This window comes from Streptomyces sp. NPDC019937 (genome assembly GCF_040631655.1).
Taxonomy (GTDB): domain Bacteria; phylum Actinomycetota; class Actinomycetes; order Streptomycetales; family Streptomycetaceae; genus Streptomyces.
In genome coordinates, this window is record NZ_JBEYAL010000007.1 from 206364 (window position 1) to 221864 (window position 15501).

Annotated in this window: 12 protein-coding genes; all 12 read left to right on the plus strand. The window is 71.8% G+C overall.

The window, feature by feature from the left end:
* Positions 1 to 79: 79 nt before the first annotated feature.
* The 12 genes from ABZ562_RS09350 to ABZ562_RS09405 all read left to right on the plus strand — a co-directional run bounded on the left by ABZ562_RS09350 (position 80) and on the right by ABZ562_RS09405 (position 15471).
* Positions 80 to 1423, plus strand: a complete 1344-nt coding sequence (locus tag ABZ562_RS09350; protein ID WP_361476027.1) for a DUF6716 putative glycosyltransferase — start codon at positions 80 to 82, stop codon at positions 1421 to 1423.
* Between the two features lie 152 nt (positions 1424 to 1575).
* Positions 1576 to 2775, plus strand: coding sequence for an acylneuraminate cytidylyltransferase (locus tag ABZ562_RS09355; RefSeq protein ID WP_361475898.1), 1200 nt, complete (start codon positions 1576 to 1578; stop codon positions 2773 to 2775).
* Positions 2776 to 3702 (plus strand): N-acetylneuraminate synthase family protein, encoded by a 927-nt coding sequence (locus ABZ562_RS09360; RefSeq protein ID WP_361475900.1) that lies wholly within the window; start codon positions 2776 to 2778, stop codon positions 3700 to 3702.
* Positions 3703 to 3868: 166 nt separating this feature from the next.
* Positions 3869 to 5131: a hypothetical protein gene (locus ABZ562_RS09365; RefSeq protein ID WP_361475902.1), complete on the plus strand. Its 1263-nt coding sequence runs from the start codon at positions 3869 to 3871 to the stop codon at positions 5129 to 5131.
* Positions 5132 to 5321: 190 nt separating this feature from the next.
* Positions 5322 to 6545, plus strand: coding sequence for an amidohydrolase (locus ABZ562_RS09370; RefSeq protein ID WP_361476029.1), 1224 nt, complete (start codon positions 5322 to 5324; stop codon positions 6543 to 6545).
* Positions 6546 to 6680: 135 nt separating this feature from the next.
* On the plus strand, positions 6681 to 7712 hold the full coding sequence (locus tag ABZ562_RS09375; RefSeq protein ID WP_361475904.1) for a BMP family ABC transporter substrate-binding protein: 1032 nt from the start codon (positions 6681 to 6683) through the stop codon (positions 7710 to 7712).
* Between the two features lie 99 nt (positions 7713 to 7811).
* The gene (locus ABZ562_RS09380) at positions 7812 to 9413 is read left to right on the plus strand and encodes an ABC transporter ATP-binding protein (RefSeq protein ID WP_361476031.1); all 1602 of its coding nucleotides are present in this window, start codon (positions 7812 to 7814) and stop codon (positions 9411 to 9413) included.
* Complete coding sequence (locus ABZ562_RS09385) at positions 9413 to 10537, plus strand: ABC transporter permease (protein ID WP_361475906.1); 1125 nt, start codon at positions 9413 to 9415, stop codon at positions 10535 to 10537. The genes ABZ562_RS09380 and ABZ562_RS09385 overlap by 1 nt, the downstream gene beginning before the upstream one ends.
* A complete protein-coding gene (locus ABZ562_RS09390) occupies positions 10534 to 11826 on the plus strand; it encodes an ABC transporter permease (RefSeq protein WP_361475908.1) in 1293 nt (430 codons plus the stop codon). The genes ABZ562_RS09385 and ABZ562_RS09390 overlap by 4 nt, the downstream gene beginning before the upstream one ends.
* Positions 11823 to 12254, plus strand: a complete 432-nt coding sequence (locus tag ABZ562_RS09395; RefSeq protein ID WP_361475910.1) for a cytidine deaminase — start codon at positions 11823 to 11825, stop codon at positions 12252 to 12254. The genes ABZ562_RS09390 and ABZ562_RS09395 overlap by 4 nt, the downstream gene beginning before the upstream one ends.
* Positions 12255 to 12285: 31 nt before the next feature.
* Positions 12286 to 13563, plus strand: coding sequence for a thymidine phosphorylase (locus ABZ562_RS09400; protein WP_361475912.1), 1278 nt, complete (start codon positions 12286 to 12288; stop codon positions 13561 to 13563).
* Between the two features lie 249 nt (positions 13564 to 13812).
* Positions 13813 to 15471 carry an ABC-F family ATP-binding cassette domain-containing protein gene (locus tag ABZ562_RS09405; protein WP_361475914.1) on the plus strand — a complete coding sequence of 553 codons (1659 nt, stop codon included), beginning with the start codon at positions 13813 to 13815 and terminating at the stop codon, positions 15469 to 15471.
* The last annotated feature ends 30 nt before the right edge of the window (positions 15472 to 15501 follow it).

Genomic DNA, 15501 nt, shown 5'->3' on the forward strand with positions numbered 1-15501 from the left:
TGCGTTGGGCCGTGAATCGAAATCCCTTCCTAGCGTCTCCGACGTGCCCTCACGTATCAAATCCCCTGTGCGAGTAGCCGTGCTCGCCGACTCCGACACCCGGTGGAAATGGGGCGCGCTCACCGCGCAGCGCCTCGTCCCGGACAGCTCGGATTCCCAGGAAGCGGGTTCAGCGGGTTCAGGCCGCCGCCTGGACGGCTACCTGCTGCGCGGCCGCGCCACGCCGACCGTCCGGCAGCTCGCCGAGGTCGGGGTGCGCACGGACTCGCTGCGCGAGGTGACGGGCATCGAGTTCGTCCGGTCCATGGACCGCGAGAAGTACGACGTGATCGTGCTGTCCCTGGTGGGCGGCGGCGTCCAGGCCATGCTGCACGCCCTCGCGCACGCCTGGCAGGGCGCCACCCGCCGCCCGGTGATCGTCACCGGCTATGTGGGCGTCGTCTACGAGAAGCTGGCCGACGGGCTGCTGCTGCGGCACGGCGCCGACGTGGTGCTCGCCAACTCGCGCCATGACGCGGACCGCTTCCGCGAGGTGTACACCGGCGTCGGCGCCTCCGGCGACAGCGTCACCGAGTGCGCGCTCCCCTTCCTGGGCGGCGCCCGCTACGACGAGGAGGCCCGGCAGGCGCGGAAGTACCCCGGCGGCACGGTGGTGTTCGCCGTCCAGCCGTCCGTGCCGGACAACCGCGCCGACCGTACGTACCTGCTGCGCCGGGCCGTGGACCACGCCCGCCGCCACCCGGACCGCGAGGTCGTGGTGAAGCTGCGCTCCAAGCCGGGGGAGCACACCACGCACATCGAGGAACTGCCGTACCAGAAGCTGATCGCCAGGTTCGGCGACGGGCTGCCGCCCAACTTCCGCCTCGCCTACGGGAACATGGGCGAGGTCCTGGACACCACCGACCTGCTGGTCACCATCAGCTCCACGGCCGCCCTGGAGTCCCTGCACCGCTCCATCCCGACCGCGATCCTCACCGACCTCGGGATCCGCGAGCCGCTGGGCAACCACCACTTCCTCGGCTCCGGATGTCTGGCCTCGTGGGACGAGCTGGACGCCGGATACCGGCCCGAGCCCGACCCGGAGTGGCTCGCCCGCCAGGGAGTTGCCGCCGACGGGGCGTACGAGACCGCGTTCGACACCGCCCGGGACAAGGTCGCCGCCCTGGCCGCGGCCGAAACCCTCCCGGCGCTCGCCCCCTACTACACCCCGGCCACCGCGCCCGGCTATCTGCCGCGGATCCTCGAGCGCTACGGCTTCGAGCCGGACGGACGGCCCCGCCCGGGGGCCGCCTCCCTGGACCAGGCCGAGGTCAGCGGATTGCGGCGGGTCGTACGCAACACCATGCGGGACGCGGCGCGCGGCGCCTACCGGCATGGCGTCCAGCGCGTGGCCCCGGTCATCCGGCGGATGGGGGAGCTGTGAGCAGGGGGCACCTCCCAGCGGTAGCTGGGGGAGCACGCGCGGCCGCCGGGCCGCAGACGGCGACGAAGCCCGCACCTCTGCGCCGCGCGGGCGGAGAAGCGAACGAAGCAGGCGGTGTGACAGCCATTTCCGAATCCCCCGAAGGAGCCGCCATGCCCGCATCGAGCCCCCGTGTGCTCGCCGTCATCCCCGCCCGCGGCGGGTCGAAGGGCGTGCCCGCCAAGAACCTCGCCGCGGTCGGCGGTGTGCCGCTGGTCGCCCGCGCCGTCGGGGAGTGCCGGGCCGCCCGCCTGGTGACCGACGTGGCCGTCTCCACCGACGACGCCGGCATCGCCGCCGCGGCGCGCGGCGCGGGCGCCGTGGTCATCCAGCGGCCGACCGACATCGCGGGCGACACCGCCACCAGCGAGGCCGCGGTCATCCACGCGATGGACGCGTACGAGGCGATGCACGGCACCACCGTGGACGTCGTCCTCCTGGTGCAGTGCACCAGCCCGTTCATCGTCCGCGAGGACATCGACGGGGTGGCCGGCGCGGTCGCCGAGAAGGGCGCGGACAGCGCGCTGACGGTGGCCCCCTTCCACGGCTTCGTCTGGCGCGAGGGCGACGACCCGGAGCGGGACGGCGGCGACGGCGTCAACCACGACAAGTCGTACCGCCCGCGCCGCCAGGACCGCCCCCAGGACTTCCTGGAGACCGGCGCCGCCTACGCCATGGACGCGCGCGGCTTCCGCGAGGCCGGGCACCGCTTCTTCGGCCGCACCGAGCTGGTGCGCACCGACGCCGCCCGGGTGCTGGAGGTCGACGACCCGCACGACCTGGCCCGCGCCCGCGCCCTCGCCCCGCTGCTGGACGCGGAGCGCCCGGGGGCCCTCCCCACCCGCGACGACATCGACGCGGTGGTACTCGACTTCGACGGCACCCAGACCGACGACAGGGTGCTGATCGATTCCGAAGGACGTGAACTCGTCTCCGTGCACCGCGGCGACGGGCTCGGGATCGCCGCACTGCGCCGCGCCGAGCTGGCGCTGCTGATCCTGTCCACGGAAAAGAACCCGGTCGTCGCCGCACGGGGCCGCAAGCTGCGGGTCCCCGTGCTCCACGGCATCGACCGCAAAGATCTCGCACTGAAGCAGTGGTGCGAGGAGCAGGGCATCGCGCCGGAGCGCGTGCTCTACGTCGGCAACGACGTCAACGACCTCCCGTGCTTCGGCCTCGTCGGCTGGCCCGTGGCGGTCGCAGGTGCGCACGACGTCGTGCGCGGCGCTGCACGTGCGGTCACCTCCACCCCCGGAGGAGACGGCGCGATCCGCGAGATCGCCTCGTGGATTCTCGGAAAGGAACTGTCTTAAGTGAGCTCCAACTCTCGCCTCCGCACCCTCGGCGCGAAGACCGCCGGACCCGGCCAGCCGGTCTACATCACCGGTGAGATCGGCATCAACCACAACGGCGACCTGGAGAACGCGTTCAAGCTGATCGACGCCGCCGCCGAGGCCGGCTGTGACGCGGTCAAGTTCCAGAAGCGAACCCCGGAGATCTGCACCCCGCGTGACCAGTGGGACATCGAGCGGGACACGCCCTGGGGCCGGATGACCTACATCGACTACCGCCACCGCGTGGAGTTCGGCGAGGACGAGTACCGCGCCATCTCCGAGCACTGCAAGAAGCGCGGCATCGACTGGTTCGCCTCCCCGTGGGACACCGAGGCCGTCGCCTTCCTGGAGAAGTTCGACGTCCCGGCGCACAAGGTGGCCTCCGCCTCGCTGACCGACGACGAGCTGCTGCGCGCCCTGCGGGCGACCGGCCGCACGATCATCCTGTCGACGGGCATGTCCACCCCGAAGCAGATCCGCCACGCGGTGGAGGTGCTCGGCAGCGACAACATCCTGCTGTGCCACGCCACCTCCACGTACCCGGCCAAGGCCGAGGAGCTGAACCTGCGCGTGATCAACACGCTGCAGGCCGAGTACCCCAACGTGCCGATCGGCTACTCCGGCCACGAGACCGGTCTGCAGACCACGCTGGCCGCCGTCGCGCTCGGTGCCGCGTTCGTCGAGCGCCACATCACCCTGGACCGCGCCATGTGGGGCTCGGACCAGGCCGCCTCCGTCGAGCCGCAGGGTCTCGCCCGCCTGGTGCGTGACATCCGCGTGGTCGAGGAGTCGCTGGGCGACGGCGTCAAGAAGGTCTACGAGAGCGAGCTGGGCCCGATGAAGAAGCTGCGCCGGGTCGCCGGTGTGGTCGCCGAGGCCGACGACCGCGAGCCCGTCGCGGTCTGAGCCCTCTTCCGTGATTCCACCGGCCGGTCGGACCGGCCCACGCCCGGAAGCGGCGGGATCCCCCGACTCCTCGGGGGACACCCGCCGCTTCCGGGCCCTGCCCTTGGACGGTGTGATGTCTTCGGACGGTGTGATGTCTGTGGACGGTGCAACTGTGGACGGTGCCATGTCTGTGGACGGGGCGGAGCCCGGGAACGGCGCGAAGACCGCCGCCACCCTCGCCTTCGTCGAAAGCCCGGTCCAGCTCCTCAACGTGCTGGAGTGGGCGTACACGGACGCGCTGCGCGCCCCGGGACCGGACCCGGCCGCGCCCCCGGGGGCTTCGGGCCCCGGTGACGAGCCGTCCCCGCCGCCGCTCGGCCGGGCCGCCGACCTCACCGTCGTGGTGCTCTCCCCGCACGATCCGATGACCCGCGGCCAGCTGCGCCGGATGGCCGAGCTGGCGCGCGACGAGGGCATCACGGTGCGCTGGGAGGACGCGCGGGGCGGGGCGGGCGCCCCGCTGAAGACCATCGGCGGGCTGCGCGGACCGCTGCGCCGGGCCGCCCGGATCGTGATCGGCGACCCGTTCTCCCGCTACGTCCAGCTGCTGCTGACCCTCACCCGGGCCAAGGACCTGGTCGTGGTGGACGACGGCACGGCCACCATGGAGTTCATCTCCCAGCTGGCCAACGGGGAGCGCCTGGTGCGCTGGCACCGGCGCGGCAGCAGCCGTGGGGCGCGCGACATGGCGTTCGCGCCGTTCTCCGCCACCGCGCGCCGCAAGCTCACCCCGGGCCAGAAGCGCCGGGTCGAGGTCTTCAGCTCGATGCCGGTCGAACCGCCCCCCGGGGTCACCGTCACGGCCAACGACTTCGCCTGGACCCGGGCCCGCTTCGGCCCGCCCCGGCTCACCCGCGGCACCGACCTGGTCGGCACCTCCCTGGTCGAGACCGGCGTGGTCGACCTGGAGCGCTATCTGGAGGCGGTCGCCTCGCTGGCCGAGGCCCACGGCGCGACCCGCTACTTCGCGCACCGCCGGGAGAGCGCCGAGAAGCTCAGCCGGGTCTCGCACGAGGTGGGGCTGGAGATCGTACGGCCGGATCTGCCGCTGGAGCTGATAGCGCGGCGCGGCCCCATCGGGCACACCATCGTGAGCTTCCCGTCCACCGTGGTGCACACCCTGCCGCTGGCGCTCGCGGGCACCGATGTGAAGGTCGCCGTGTACGACGTCGACCCCGCCTGGCTGACCAGCGACGCGTCCCCGCGTGCCCAGGGGTTCCTGTCGGGCGTCACCGGCACCGCCCGGGATGTCCACCGGCTCAGCTCGGTGCCGTCGCCCGCCGAACGCCGGGAGTCATCGCCCGTCGACCGCCCGGAGCCGTCGGCCACGATCCCGCCGGCCGCCGTGCCCCCGGCCGCGCCCGGCGCCCCGGTGACCGCGTCGTGAGACGGGTACCCCATGTGGCGCTTCTCACGAAAGGATCACACGCTCGCAGAGAAGCGGTCTGTTATACCCCCTGACTAGGGAGATCATGCACCGGCCGGGGTACTTTCCCGCCCCGAACGGGTTGAAGTTTTGTTGATCGACATTCGCCGCACCCCAAGGTCGTTCTACGCTTCCTTGGGTGAAGCAATTGATGTCCCTCGATGAGACCGATGCCACACCGTCCGCCGACGCGGCCCTGCCCGGCGCGCTCCCCGATGAGCTGCGCGCCGAACTGATCGCCTTCCGGCGGGACTTGCACATGCACCCCGAGCTGGGAAACTGCGAGTTCCGCACCACCGCCGCCCTCAAGGCGCGGCTGGAGAAGGCGGGCCTTTCGCCCCGCGTCCTGCCCAGCGGCACCGGCCTCATCTGTGACATCGGCCCCTGGGACGGGGTGACCCCGGCGCTCGCGCTGCGCGGTGACATCGATGCCCTGCCCATCCCGGACACCAAGACGGTCCCGTACCGCTCGACCGTCGCCGACCGCGCGCACGCCTGCGGCCACGACGTCCACACCACCGTGGTCCTCGGCGCCGGTCTGGTCCTGGCCGAGCTGGCCCGCGAGGGGCGGCTGCGGCGCCCGGTGCGGCTGCTGTTCCAGCCCGCCGAGGAGGTCCTGCCGGGTGGCGCAGCCGACGCGATCGAGGGCGGCGCCCTGGACGGCGTCGGCCGGATCCTCGCCCTGCACTGCGACCCCAAGGTCGAGGTCGGTCGGATCGGGCTGCGCACCGGCCCCATCACCTCGGCCTGCGACCGGCTGGAGATCTCCCTCGACGGGCCCGGCGGCCACACCGCCCGCCCCCACCTCACCACCGACCTGGTCACCGCGACCGCCAAGGTGATCACCGAGGTGCCCGCGCTGCTGGCCCGCCGGGCCGACGCCCGCTCCGGGCTCGCCGTCACCTGGGGCCGGGTCGAGTCCGGCCACGCGTGCAACGTCATCCCGCAGCACGCCGAGCTGTCCGCCACCGTCCGCTGTCTGGACCTGCCCGCCTGGCGCGCCGCCCCGGACCTGGTGCACGCCGCGATCGACGAGGTCGCGACCCTCCACCGCGCCAAGTCGGAGATCAACTACATCCGCGGGGTCCCGCCGGTGGTCAACGAGGCGACCTCCACCGAGCTGCTGCGCGACGCGATGGTGGCCCGCCGCGGCTCGATCGCGGTCGAGGACACCGAACAGAGCCTCGGCGGCGAGGACTTCTCCTGGTACCTGGAGAAGGTGCCCGGCGCGATGGCCCGGCTCGGCGTGCGCAGGGTCGGCGACACCACCCGGCGCGACCTCCACGCGGGCGATTTCGACGTGGACGAGGGCGCCATCGAGGTGGGTGTGGAGCTGTTCACCGCCGCGGCTTTGCTCGAACGAAACGTTCTGTAGATCCGGCCGTTACGAGAGGTTCGCGACGATCCGATAACGGCTTCGGAGCGGGCCTTTATCTGGGATCTACGCGCGTTACGATGCGGCGGAGCCAGCGCCGCAGAGAGGCGCTTCGAGATTTCAGAGGGGACCCTCGTGCGCCGGGTATCCACGATAGCTGTCGCGGGCATAGCCACCGCGGCTCTCGCATTCTCCGTCACCGCCTGCGGCAGCAGCTCCGAAGAGGAAACCAAGAACGCCGGCGTCGGCCTCGCCTATGACGTCGGCGGCCGCGGCGACCACTCGTTCAACGACTCCGCGGCCAAGGGCTACGACCGCGCCCTGAAGGACTTCAAGGTCAAGGGCAAGGAGCTGACCGCGAAGGACGGCGACACCGACGCCGACCGCTACGACAAGCTGGCCAGCCTCGCCGAGGCGGGCTACAACCCGGTCGTCGGCGTCGGCTACGCGTGGACCCCCTCGCTGACCAAGGCCGCCAAGAAGTACCCCGACACCGACTTCGCCATCGTCGACTCCGTCGTCGACGCCAAGAACGTCGCCAGCCTGGTCTCCGCCGAGCACGAGGGCTCGTACCTCGCCGGGGTCGCCGCCGGGCTCAAGACCAAGTCCAACAAGGTCGGCTTCATCGGCGGCACCGACAGCGCGCTGATCAAGAAGTTCGCGGGCGGCTTCCAGCAGGGCCTGAAGGACACCAACCCCAAGGCGTCCCTGGACGTCCAGTGGGTCCAGGTCGGTTCGCCCAAGGGCTTCGGCATGCCGGACCGCGGCAAGGACATCGCCGAGGGCATGCTCTCCAACAAGGTCGACGTGATCTTCTCCGCGGCCGGTGGCTCCGGCGCGGGCGCCATCGAGGCGACCGGCAAGAAGAAGGGCACCTGGTCGATCGGCGTGGACGGCGACCAGTACTACGACAAGGGCCTGTCCGCGTACAAGAACGCGATCCTGACCTCCATGGTCAAGAACGTCGACGGTTCGGTCTACGACTTCATCAAGAGCGTCGTGAAGACCAAGAAGGCCGAACACGGCGTGCAGTCCTACGACCTCAAGCGCGGCGGCGTCGGCCTCTCGTACTCCGGCGGCTTCATCGACGACATCAAGCCGAAGATCGAGACGGCCAAGAAGAAGATCATCGACGGCAAGATCAAGGTCGCGGACACCTACAAGTAACCGGCCCCCGTCGCCGAGGACCTGTCGCCGACGGACCCTGGGGGGCGTGCCTGACGGGCGCGCCCCCTGCCTATACCCCCCGCCCCTCAGGAGTGCGCCATCAAAGCCGCCAGCCCACCCAAGGGCGCCCCCGCCGGTGACGTCGCGGACGCCGCCGTCCAACTCCGCGGTATCACCAAGCGGTTCCCCGGAGTCGTCGCCAACCACGACATCGACATCACCGTGCGACGCGGTACCGTGCACGCCCTCGTGGGCGAGAACGGCGCGGGCAAGTCCACCCTGATGAAGATCCTCTACGGGATGCAGCGCCCCGACGAGGGCACCATCGCCATCGACGGCGCACCCGTGGAACTGCACTCCCCGGCGGACGCCATATCCCGCGGCGTGGGCATGGTGCACCAGCACTTCATGCTCGCCGACAACTTCACCGTGCTGGAGAACGTCGTCCTCGGCGCGGAGAAGCTGCACGGCATCGGCGGCAAGGCGCGCGCCCGGATCAAGGAGATCTCCGACGCCTACGGGCTCGGCGTCCGCCCCGATGTCCTGGTCGAGGACCTGGGCGTGGCGGACCGCCAGCGCGTGGAGATCCTGAAGGTCCTCTACCGGGGCGCGCGCACCCTCATCCTCGACGAGCCCACCGCGGTCCTCGTCCCGCAGGAGGTCGACGCGCTCTTCGCCAATCTCCGCGACCTCAAGGCCGAGGGCCTGACCGTCCTGTTCATCTCCCACAAGCTGGGCGAAGTCCTCTCCGTGGCCGACGACATCACCGTCATCCGGCGCGGTACGACGGTGGCCTCCGTCGTCCCCTCCGAGACCGACCCGCGGCAGCTCGCGGAGCTGATGGTCGGCAGCGAACTGCCCTCGCCGGAGACCCGCGAATCCACCGTCACCGACACCGAGATGCTGCGGCTGGACGGGGTGCGGCTCACCGCCACCGACGTCGACGGCGTCGAGCGGGCCGTCCTGGACGACATCGCCTTGCGCATCCGCAAGGGCGAAGTCCTCGGCATCGCCGGGGTCGAGGGCAACGGCCAGGCCGAACTGGTCGAGGCCATCATGGGCATGCGCGACCCCGACGCGGGCACCATCACCCTCGACGGCACCGACATCTCCCACGCGCCCACCCGCAAGCGGCGTGAGGACGGCATCGGCTACATCCCCGAGGACCGCCACCGGCACGGCCTGCTGCTGGAGGCCCCGCTGTGGGAGAACCGCATCCTCGGCCATGTCACCGAGGCGCCCAACAGCAAGGGCGCCCTGCTCAACCCGGCCGCCGCCCGCCGTGACACCCAGCGCATCGTCACCGAGTACGACGTCCGTACCCCCGGCATCGAGGTCACCGCGGCCTCGCTGTCCGGCGGCAACCAGCAGAAGCTGATCGTCGGCCGCGAGATGAGCCACCACCCCAAGCTGCTCATCGCCGCGCATCCGACGCGCGGCGTGGACGTCGGCGCGCAGGCGCAGATCTGGGACCAGATCCGCACCGCGCGCCGTGAGGGCCTGGCCGTGCTGCTGATCTCCGCCGACCTGGACGAGCTGATCGGCCTGTCCGACACCCTGCGGGTGATGTACCGGGGCCGGCTGGTCGCCGACGCCGACCCCGCCACGATCACTCCGGAGGAGCTGGGCTCGGCCATGACCGGCGCGGCGTCCGGCCACCTGGAAAGCCCCGCGGTGGAGACGACCGGGGGAGAGGACTGATGAAGAAGTTCGACAAGGAGCGGGTGCTCCTCGCGGTCGCGGCCCCGTTGCTCGCGCTCGTCGCCGCGTTCCTCCTGACCGCCCTGGTGCTGGCCGCCACCGGCAAGGCGCCGTTCGACGCCTTCGGCATCATGTTCGACTACGGCGTCAAGGCGGACAGCCAGGTCTACATCCTCAACAAGGCGACCACGTACTACCTGGCGGGCCTGTCGGTGGCCATCGGCTTCCGGATGAACCTGTTCAACATCGGCGTCGACGGCCAGTACCGGCTCGCCGCGTTCTTCGCCGCCGTCGTCGGCGGGGCGCTGAAGCTGCCGGGCCTGGTGCAGATCCCGCTGATCATCCTCGTCGCCATGCTGGTCGGCGCGATGTGGGCGTCCATCGCCGGACTGCTCAAGGTCTACCGAGGGGTCAGCGAGGTGATCAGCACGATCATGCTGAACTCCCTCTCGGGCATCCTCATCAGCTATCTGCTGGTGGACGGCCGCCTGGCCGACCTCGACAAGCAGACCAACATCGTGGCCACCGACCCGCTGCCGTCCTCCAGCCACTTCTTCACCATCCCGGCGGGCGGCGACCTCGACCCCATCTGGGGCTTCATCGTCGTCGCCGCGCTCGCCGGGGTCGGCTTCTGGTTCCTCCTCGGCCGCACCCGCTTCGGCTTCGACCTGCGCGCGGTGGGCCGCTCCGAGTCCGCCGCCCAGGCCAGCGGCGTCGACGTCAAGCGCATGGTGCTCACCAGCATGCTGCTCTCCGGCGCGATGGCCGGGCTCATCGGCATGCCGACCCTGCTCAACGACACCCACCAGTTCACCTCCGACTTCCCGGCCGGGATCGGCTTCACCGGCATCGCCATCGCCCTCCTCGGCCGCAACAACCCGGTCGGCATCGCGCTGGCCGCGGTGCTGTGGGGCTTCCTGGAGCGCGGCGCCAACCGGCTGGAGTTCGAGGGCTACGACAAGGAGATCGTCGGCGTCATGCAGGGCGTGATCGTCCTGTGCGTCGTCATCGCGTACGAACTGGTGCGCCGCTACGGGCTCAAGCGCCAGCAGCAGCGGGTCGGCGCGGAACTCGCCGCGCAGGCGCGTAAGAGCGACAAGGACAAGAAGGAGGTGGCGGTATGAGCGCCACGGCTACCGCCACCAAGGACACCCCCACGGCACCGGGGAAGAAGCCCGGCTCCCGGATGTCCGTCGCCACGGTGCTGCTGATCATCGCCGGGGCGCTGGTCGCGCTGTCGGTGCTGCGCGCCCTGGCCGGGGCCACGCAAGCGTCCGCGTTCGAGAACATCACCTCCTCCGGCCAGATCGGCGCCGCCCTCTCCATGGCCGTGCCCATCGGGCTCGCGGGCCTCGGCGGGCTGTGGGCCGAGCGGGCGGGCGTCGTCAACATCGGCCTCGAGGGCATGATGATCCTCGGCACCTTCTTCGGTGCCTGGGCGGGCTACCAGTCCAACCCCTGGGTGGGCGTCCTCGCCGGGGTCCTCGGCGGCGCGGTCGGCGGGCTGGTGCACGCGGTCGCCACCGTCACTTTCGGCGTGGACCACATCATCTCCGGTGTCGCGATCAACATCCTCGCGCTCGGCGCCACCACCTACCTCGCCAAGCGCTGGTTCGAACCGCTCTCCGACATCGGCGGCAGCCCCAAGCAGTCCCCGCAGGTCGACGACATCGCGTCGTTCACCGTGCCGGGCCTGTCCGACGGGCTGGCCACCGTCGAGAACCACCACTGGTTCCTGGTCTCCGACCTCGCGGGCCTGCTCGGCGGCCTGGTCACCGACATCTCCGCGCTGACCATCGTCTCGATCCTGCTCTTCGCGGGCACCTTCTTCGTCCTGTGGAAGACCTCGTTCGGGCTGCGGCTGCGGTCCTGCGGCGAGAACCCCACCGCCGCCGAATCCCTCGGCGTCAACGTCTACCTCTACAAGTACGCGGCCGTCGTCGTCTCCGGCGGCCTCGCCGGACTCGGCGGCGTCTTCCTCGCCCTGGTCCGCTCCCACATCTACAACGAGGGCCAGACCGGCGGCCGCGGCTACATCGGCCTCGCCGCCATGCTCTTCGGCAACTGGCGGCCCGGCGGCCTCGCCATGGGCGCGGGCCTCTTCGGCTACTCCGACGCCCTCCAGCTCCGCAACGGCGGCGCCACCGTCCACGCCCTGCTGCTCCTGGTGGCCCTCGGGCTCGCCCTCCTGGCGGGCTGGCGGCTCTACCGTAAGAGGTACGTCGCGGGCGCGGTGTCCGGCGGCGCCGCCGTACTGCTGGTGCTGTGGTACGCCCTGACCGACACCGTGGCCAACGACCTGGTCCCGGCGACCCCGTACATCGTCACCCTGCTGGTCATGGGCCTCGCGGCACAGCGGCTGCGGATGCCCAAGGCCAACAACAAGCCCTACCGGAAGGGACAGGGCACATGACCACACCCGCCGCGGCCCCCGATCGGAGCCCCGACTGGGAGTCGCTGCGCGGCGCGGCCCGGGACGCCATGTCCCGGGCCTACGCCCCCTACTCCCGCTTCCCCGTGGGCGCCGCCGCCCTCGTCGACGACGGCCGCACGGTCAGCGGCTGCAACGTGGAGAACGCCGCGTACGGTGTCGCGCTGTGCGCCGAGTGCGGCCTGATCTCCGCCCTCTTCGCCACCGGCGGCGGCCGTCTCACCGCCTTCACCTGCTGCGACCGCGACGGCGCCGTGCTCATGCCGTGCGGCCGCTGCCGTCAGCTGCTGTGGGAGCACGGCGGCCCCGAGCTGCAGGTGGACACGGCGTCCGGCATCCGCCCGCTCTCCGAACTCCTCCCGGACGCGTTCGGCCCGGCCGACCTGGCCCGCATCAGCGCCCACGGCTGACCGCACCTCGTACGAAAGGCCCTTCCCGCACATGGACGCCATCTCCGTCATCCGAGCCAAGCGCGACGGCGACCGCCTGAGCGACGCCCAGATCGACTGGATCATCGACGCCTACACGCGCGGCGAGGTCGCCCACGAGCAGATGTCCGCCCTCGCCATGGCGATCTTCCTCAACGGCATGGACCGCGCGGAGATCGCCCGCTGGACCGCCGCGATGATCGCCTCCGGCGAGCGGATGGACTTCTCCTCGCTGCCCCGCCCCACCGCCGACAAGCACTCCACGGGTGGCGTCGGCGACAAGATCACCCTCCCGCTGGCGCCCCTGGTCGCCGCCTGCGGGGCCGCCGTACCGCAGCTCTCGGGCCGGGGCCTCGGCCACACCGGCGGCACCCTCGACAAGCTGGAGTCCATCCCCGGCTGGCGGGCCGCGCTGTCCAACGACGAGATGCTGTCCATACTGCGTGATGTGGGCTCCGTCATCTGCGCGGCGGGCGACGGCCTCGCGCCCGCCGACAAGAAGCTCTACGCGCTCCGCGACGTCACCGGCACGGTCGAGTCCATCCCGCTCATCGCCTCCTCGATCATGTCCAAGAAGATCGCCGAGGGCACCGGCTCCCTGGTCCTGGACGTCAAGGTCGGCTCCGGCGCCTTCATGAAGGACATCGAGGCCGCCCGCGAACTGGCCACCACCATGGTCGGCCTCGGCACCGACCACGGCGTCCGCACCTCCGCCCTGCTCACCGACATGTCCACCCCGCTCGGGGTGACCGCGGGCAACGCGCTCGAAGTCCGCGAATCCATCGAGGTGCTGGCGGGCGGCGGCCCCGCCGACGTCGTCGAACTGACCCTCGCGCTGGCCCGTGAGATGCTCGACGCGGCCGGTCTCCCCGACGCCGACCCCGCCAAGGCCCTCGCCGACGGCACCGCCATGGACGTATGGCGGCGCATGATCACCGCCCAGGGCGGCGACCCCGACGCGTCGTTGCCGGTGGCCCGCGAACAGCACGTCGTCACGGCCGACTCCACCGGCGTCCTCACCCGCCTCGACGCGTACGCGGTGGGCGTCGCCGCCTGGCGGCTGGGCGCCGGGCGCGCCCGCAAGGAGGACCCGGTCCAGGCGGGCGCGGGCATCGAGATCCACGCCAAGCCGGGCGCCCGCGTCACCGCCGGGCAGCCCCTGCTGACCCTCCACACGGACACCCCTTCGACGTTCGGGTACGCGCTGGAGGCCCTGGACGGCGCCACCGACTACGCCCCGGCGGACGCCGGATTCTCCCCGAAGCCGATCGTCCTGGAGCGCATCGCCTGACCCGTGCGCGGCCCTCAACGGGGCGGGTGCGGCGCGGAATTGCTTTGTCAGCGCCGCGCCCGCCCCGGTATCGTCGTCCGCATGTACCCAGGCACCTGGTTCATGAGGCTCCGCACCCGCCGCTGACGGCGGCGCACCGAGCGGACCCCCTTCTCCCTGCCCGCCGTTCCGGCCTTCCGCCGGGCGGCCTCCTTTCTGCTGCCCGGCTCCCTTCCGAGCTGCGGAGCACCTGTGTCTTCCCTTCCCCCCGTGGGCTCTTCGAGCCTGCCCCGAACCGAACTCCACCCCCAGATTCCGGCGGGCGACCGCGCCCATCTGCGCGCCGATGACGTCACTGTCACGCGCGGCGCGCGGCAGCTCCTCCGGGGCGTGTCCGTCACCGTCTCCGCCCGTTCACGGCTGGCCATCGTCGGCGAGAACGGCCGCGGCAAGACCACGTTGCTGCACGTGCTCGCCGGTCTCGTCGTGGCCGACAGCGGCTCGGTGCACCGGGCGGGCACCTTCGGCCTCGCGCGGCAAGCCCTGCACTCCCGCTCCGGCGAAACCGTCGGCACGCTGACGGCCGAGGCGCTCCGCAGCGCCCACGCCGCCCTGCACGCCCTGGACCTAGCCTCTGCCGACCTCGCCGAGGGCGCCGACGGCGCGGACGACCGGTACGCCTCCGCGCTGGAGGCCGCCACGCGGCTGGACGCCTGGGACGCCGACCGGCGCGTCGACATCGCGCTGGAGGCACTGCACGCGTGCACCGACCGGAGCCGTGAGCTGTCGACCCTGTCGGTGGGCCAGCGCTACCGGGTGCGGCTGGCCTGTCTGCTGGGCGCCTGGCACGACATCCTGCTGCTCGACGAGCCGAGCAACCACCTCGACGCCGACGGCCTGGCCTTCCTCACCGACCGCCTGCGCGGCCACGGCGGCGGCGTCGCCCTGGTCAGCCATGACCGCGCCCTGCTGCGCGATGTCGCGGAGGAGTTCCTCGACCTGGATCCCAGCCAGGACGGGCGGCCCCGCCTCTACGCCGGTGGATATGAGGCATGGCAGGACGGCCGCCGCCGCGACCGCGAGCGGTGGATCCAGGACCACGAGGAACAGCAGGCCGAACATCGCCGACTGACCCTCGCGGTCGACCAGGCCCGCGACCGGCTCAACACTGGCTGGCGCCCCGCGAAGGGCACCGGCAAGCACCAGCGCCAGTCCCGGGCGCCGGGCGTGGTGCAGGCGCTCAACCGCGAGCGGGAGGCACTGGAAGCCCACCGCGTCACCGTCCCCGAGCCGCCGCTGTCGTTGCGCTGGCCCGACCTGGCCACCCGTACCGGCTCGGCGCTGGTCCGCGCGCGGGACGTGAGCGTCGCCGGGCGGCTCACCGGGCCCGTCACCCTCGACGTGGACGGCGGCGACCGGCTGCTCGTCACCGGCGAAAACGGGTCAGGGAAGTCCACCCTCCTGTCCGTGCTCGCCGGTGCCCTCGCGCCGACGAGCGGTACGGTGCGCCACCTCGCCGGTGCGCGGGTGGCCATGGTCGCCCAGGAAGTCCCGGCCTGGCCCGGTGAGTTCACCGCCCGGCAGGTGTACGACCAGCATGTGGGGCGGCTGACCGTCCACGGAGAGGTGCCCGAGCACGATCTCGTACCGCTGGGCGCGACCGGCCTGCTGGACCGCGAGGCGATGCGCACCCCGGTGGCCCGCATGTCGCTCGGCCAGCAGCGACGCCTCGACCTGGCCCTGCGCCTGGCGACCCGTCCCCAGCTGATCATCTTCGACGAACCCACCAACCACCTCTCGGCCGTGCTCGTCGACGAGCTGACGGCGGCCCTGCGCGACACCCCGGCCGCCGTCGTCGTGGCCACCCACGACCGTCAGCTCCTGGCCGACCTCGCGCTCTGGCCGCGCCTGCACCTCACCCGGAACTAATCGATGGGCGGCAGCGGCGTCCGTCTCTAC

What these genes read in the sequence shown, in the direction of transcription:
- ABZ562_RS09385 (WP_361475906.1), top strand. Translation starts at nt 9,413, where the DNA reads ATGAAGAAGTTCGACAAGGAGCGGGTGCTCCTCGCGGTCGCGGCCCCG.
- ABZ562_RS09390 (WP_361475908.1), top strand. Translation starts at nt 10,534, where the DNA reads ATGAGCGCCACGGCTACCGCCACCAAGGACACCCCCACGGCACCGGGG.
- ABZ562_RS09365 (WP_361475902.1), top strand. Translation starts at nt 3,869, where the DNA reads ATGTCTGTGGACGGGGCGGAGCCCGGGAACGGCGCGAAGACCGCCGCC.
- ABZ562_RS09370 (WP_361476029.1), top strand. Translation starts at nt 5,322, where the DNA reads ATGTCCCTCGATGAGACCGATGCCACACCGTCCGCCGACGCGGCCCTG.
- ABZ562_RS09400 (WP_361475912.1), top strand. Translation starts at nt 12,286, where the DNA reads ATGGACGCCATCTCCGTCATCCGAGCCAAGCGCGACGGCGACCGCCTG.
- ABZ562_RS09395 (WP_361475910.1), top strand. Translation starts at nt 11,823, where the DNA reads ATGACCACACCCGCCGCGGCCCCCGATCGGAGCCCCGACTGGGAGTCG.
- ABZ562_RS09355 (WP_361475898.1), top strand. Translation starts at nt 1,576, where the DNA reads ATGCCCGCATCGAGCCCCCGTGTGCTCGCCGTCATCCCCGCCCGCGGC.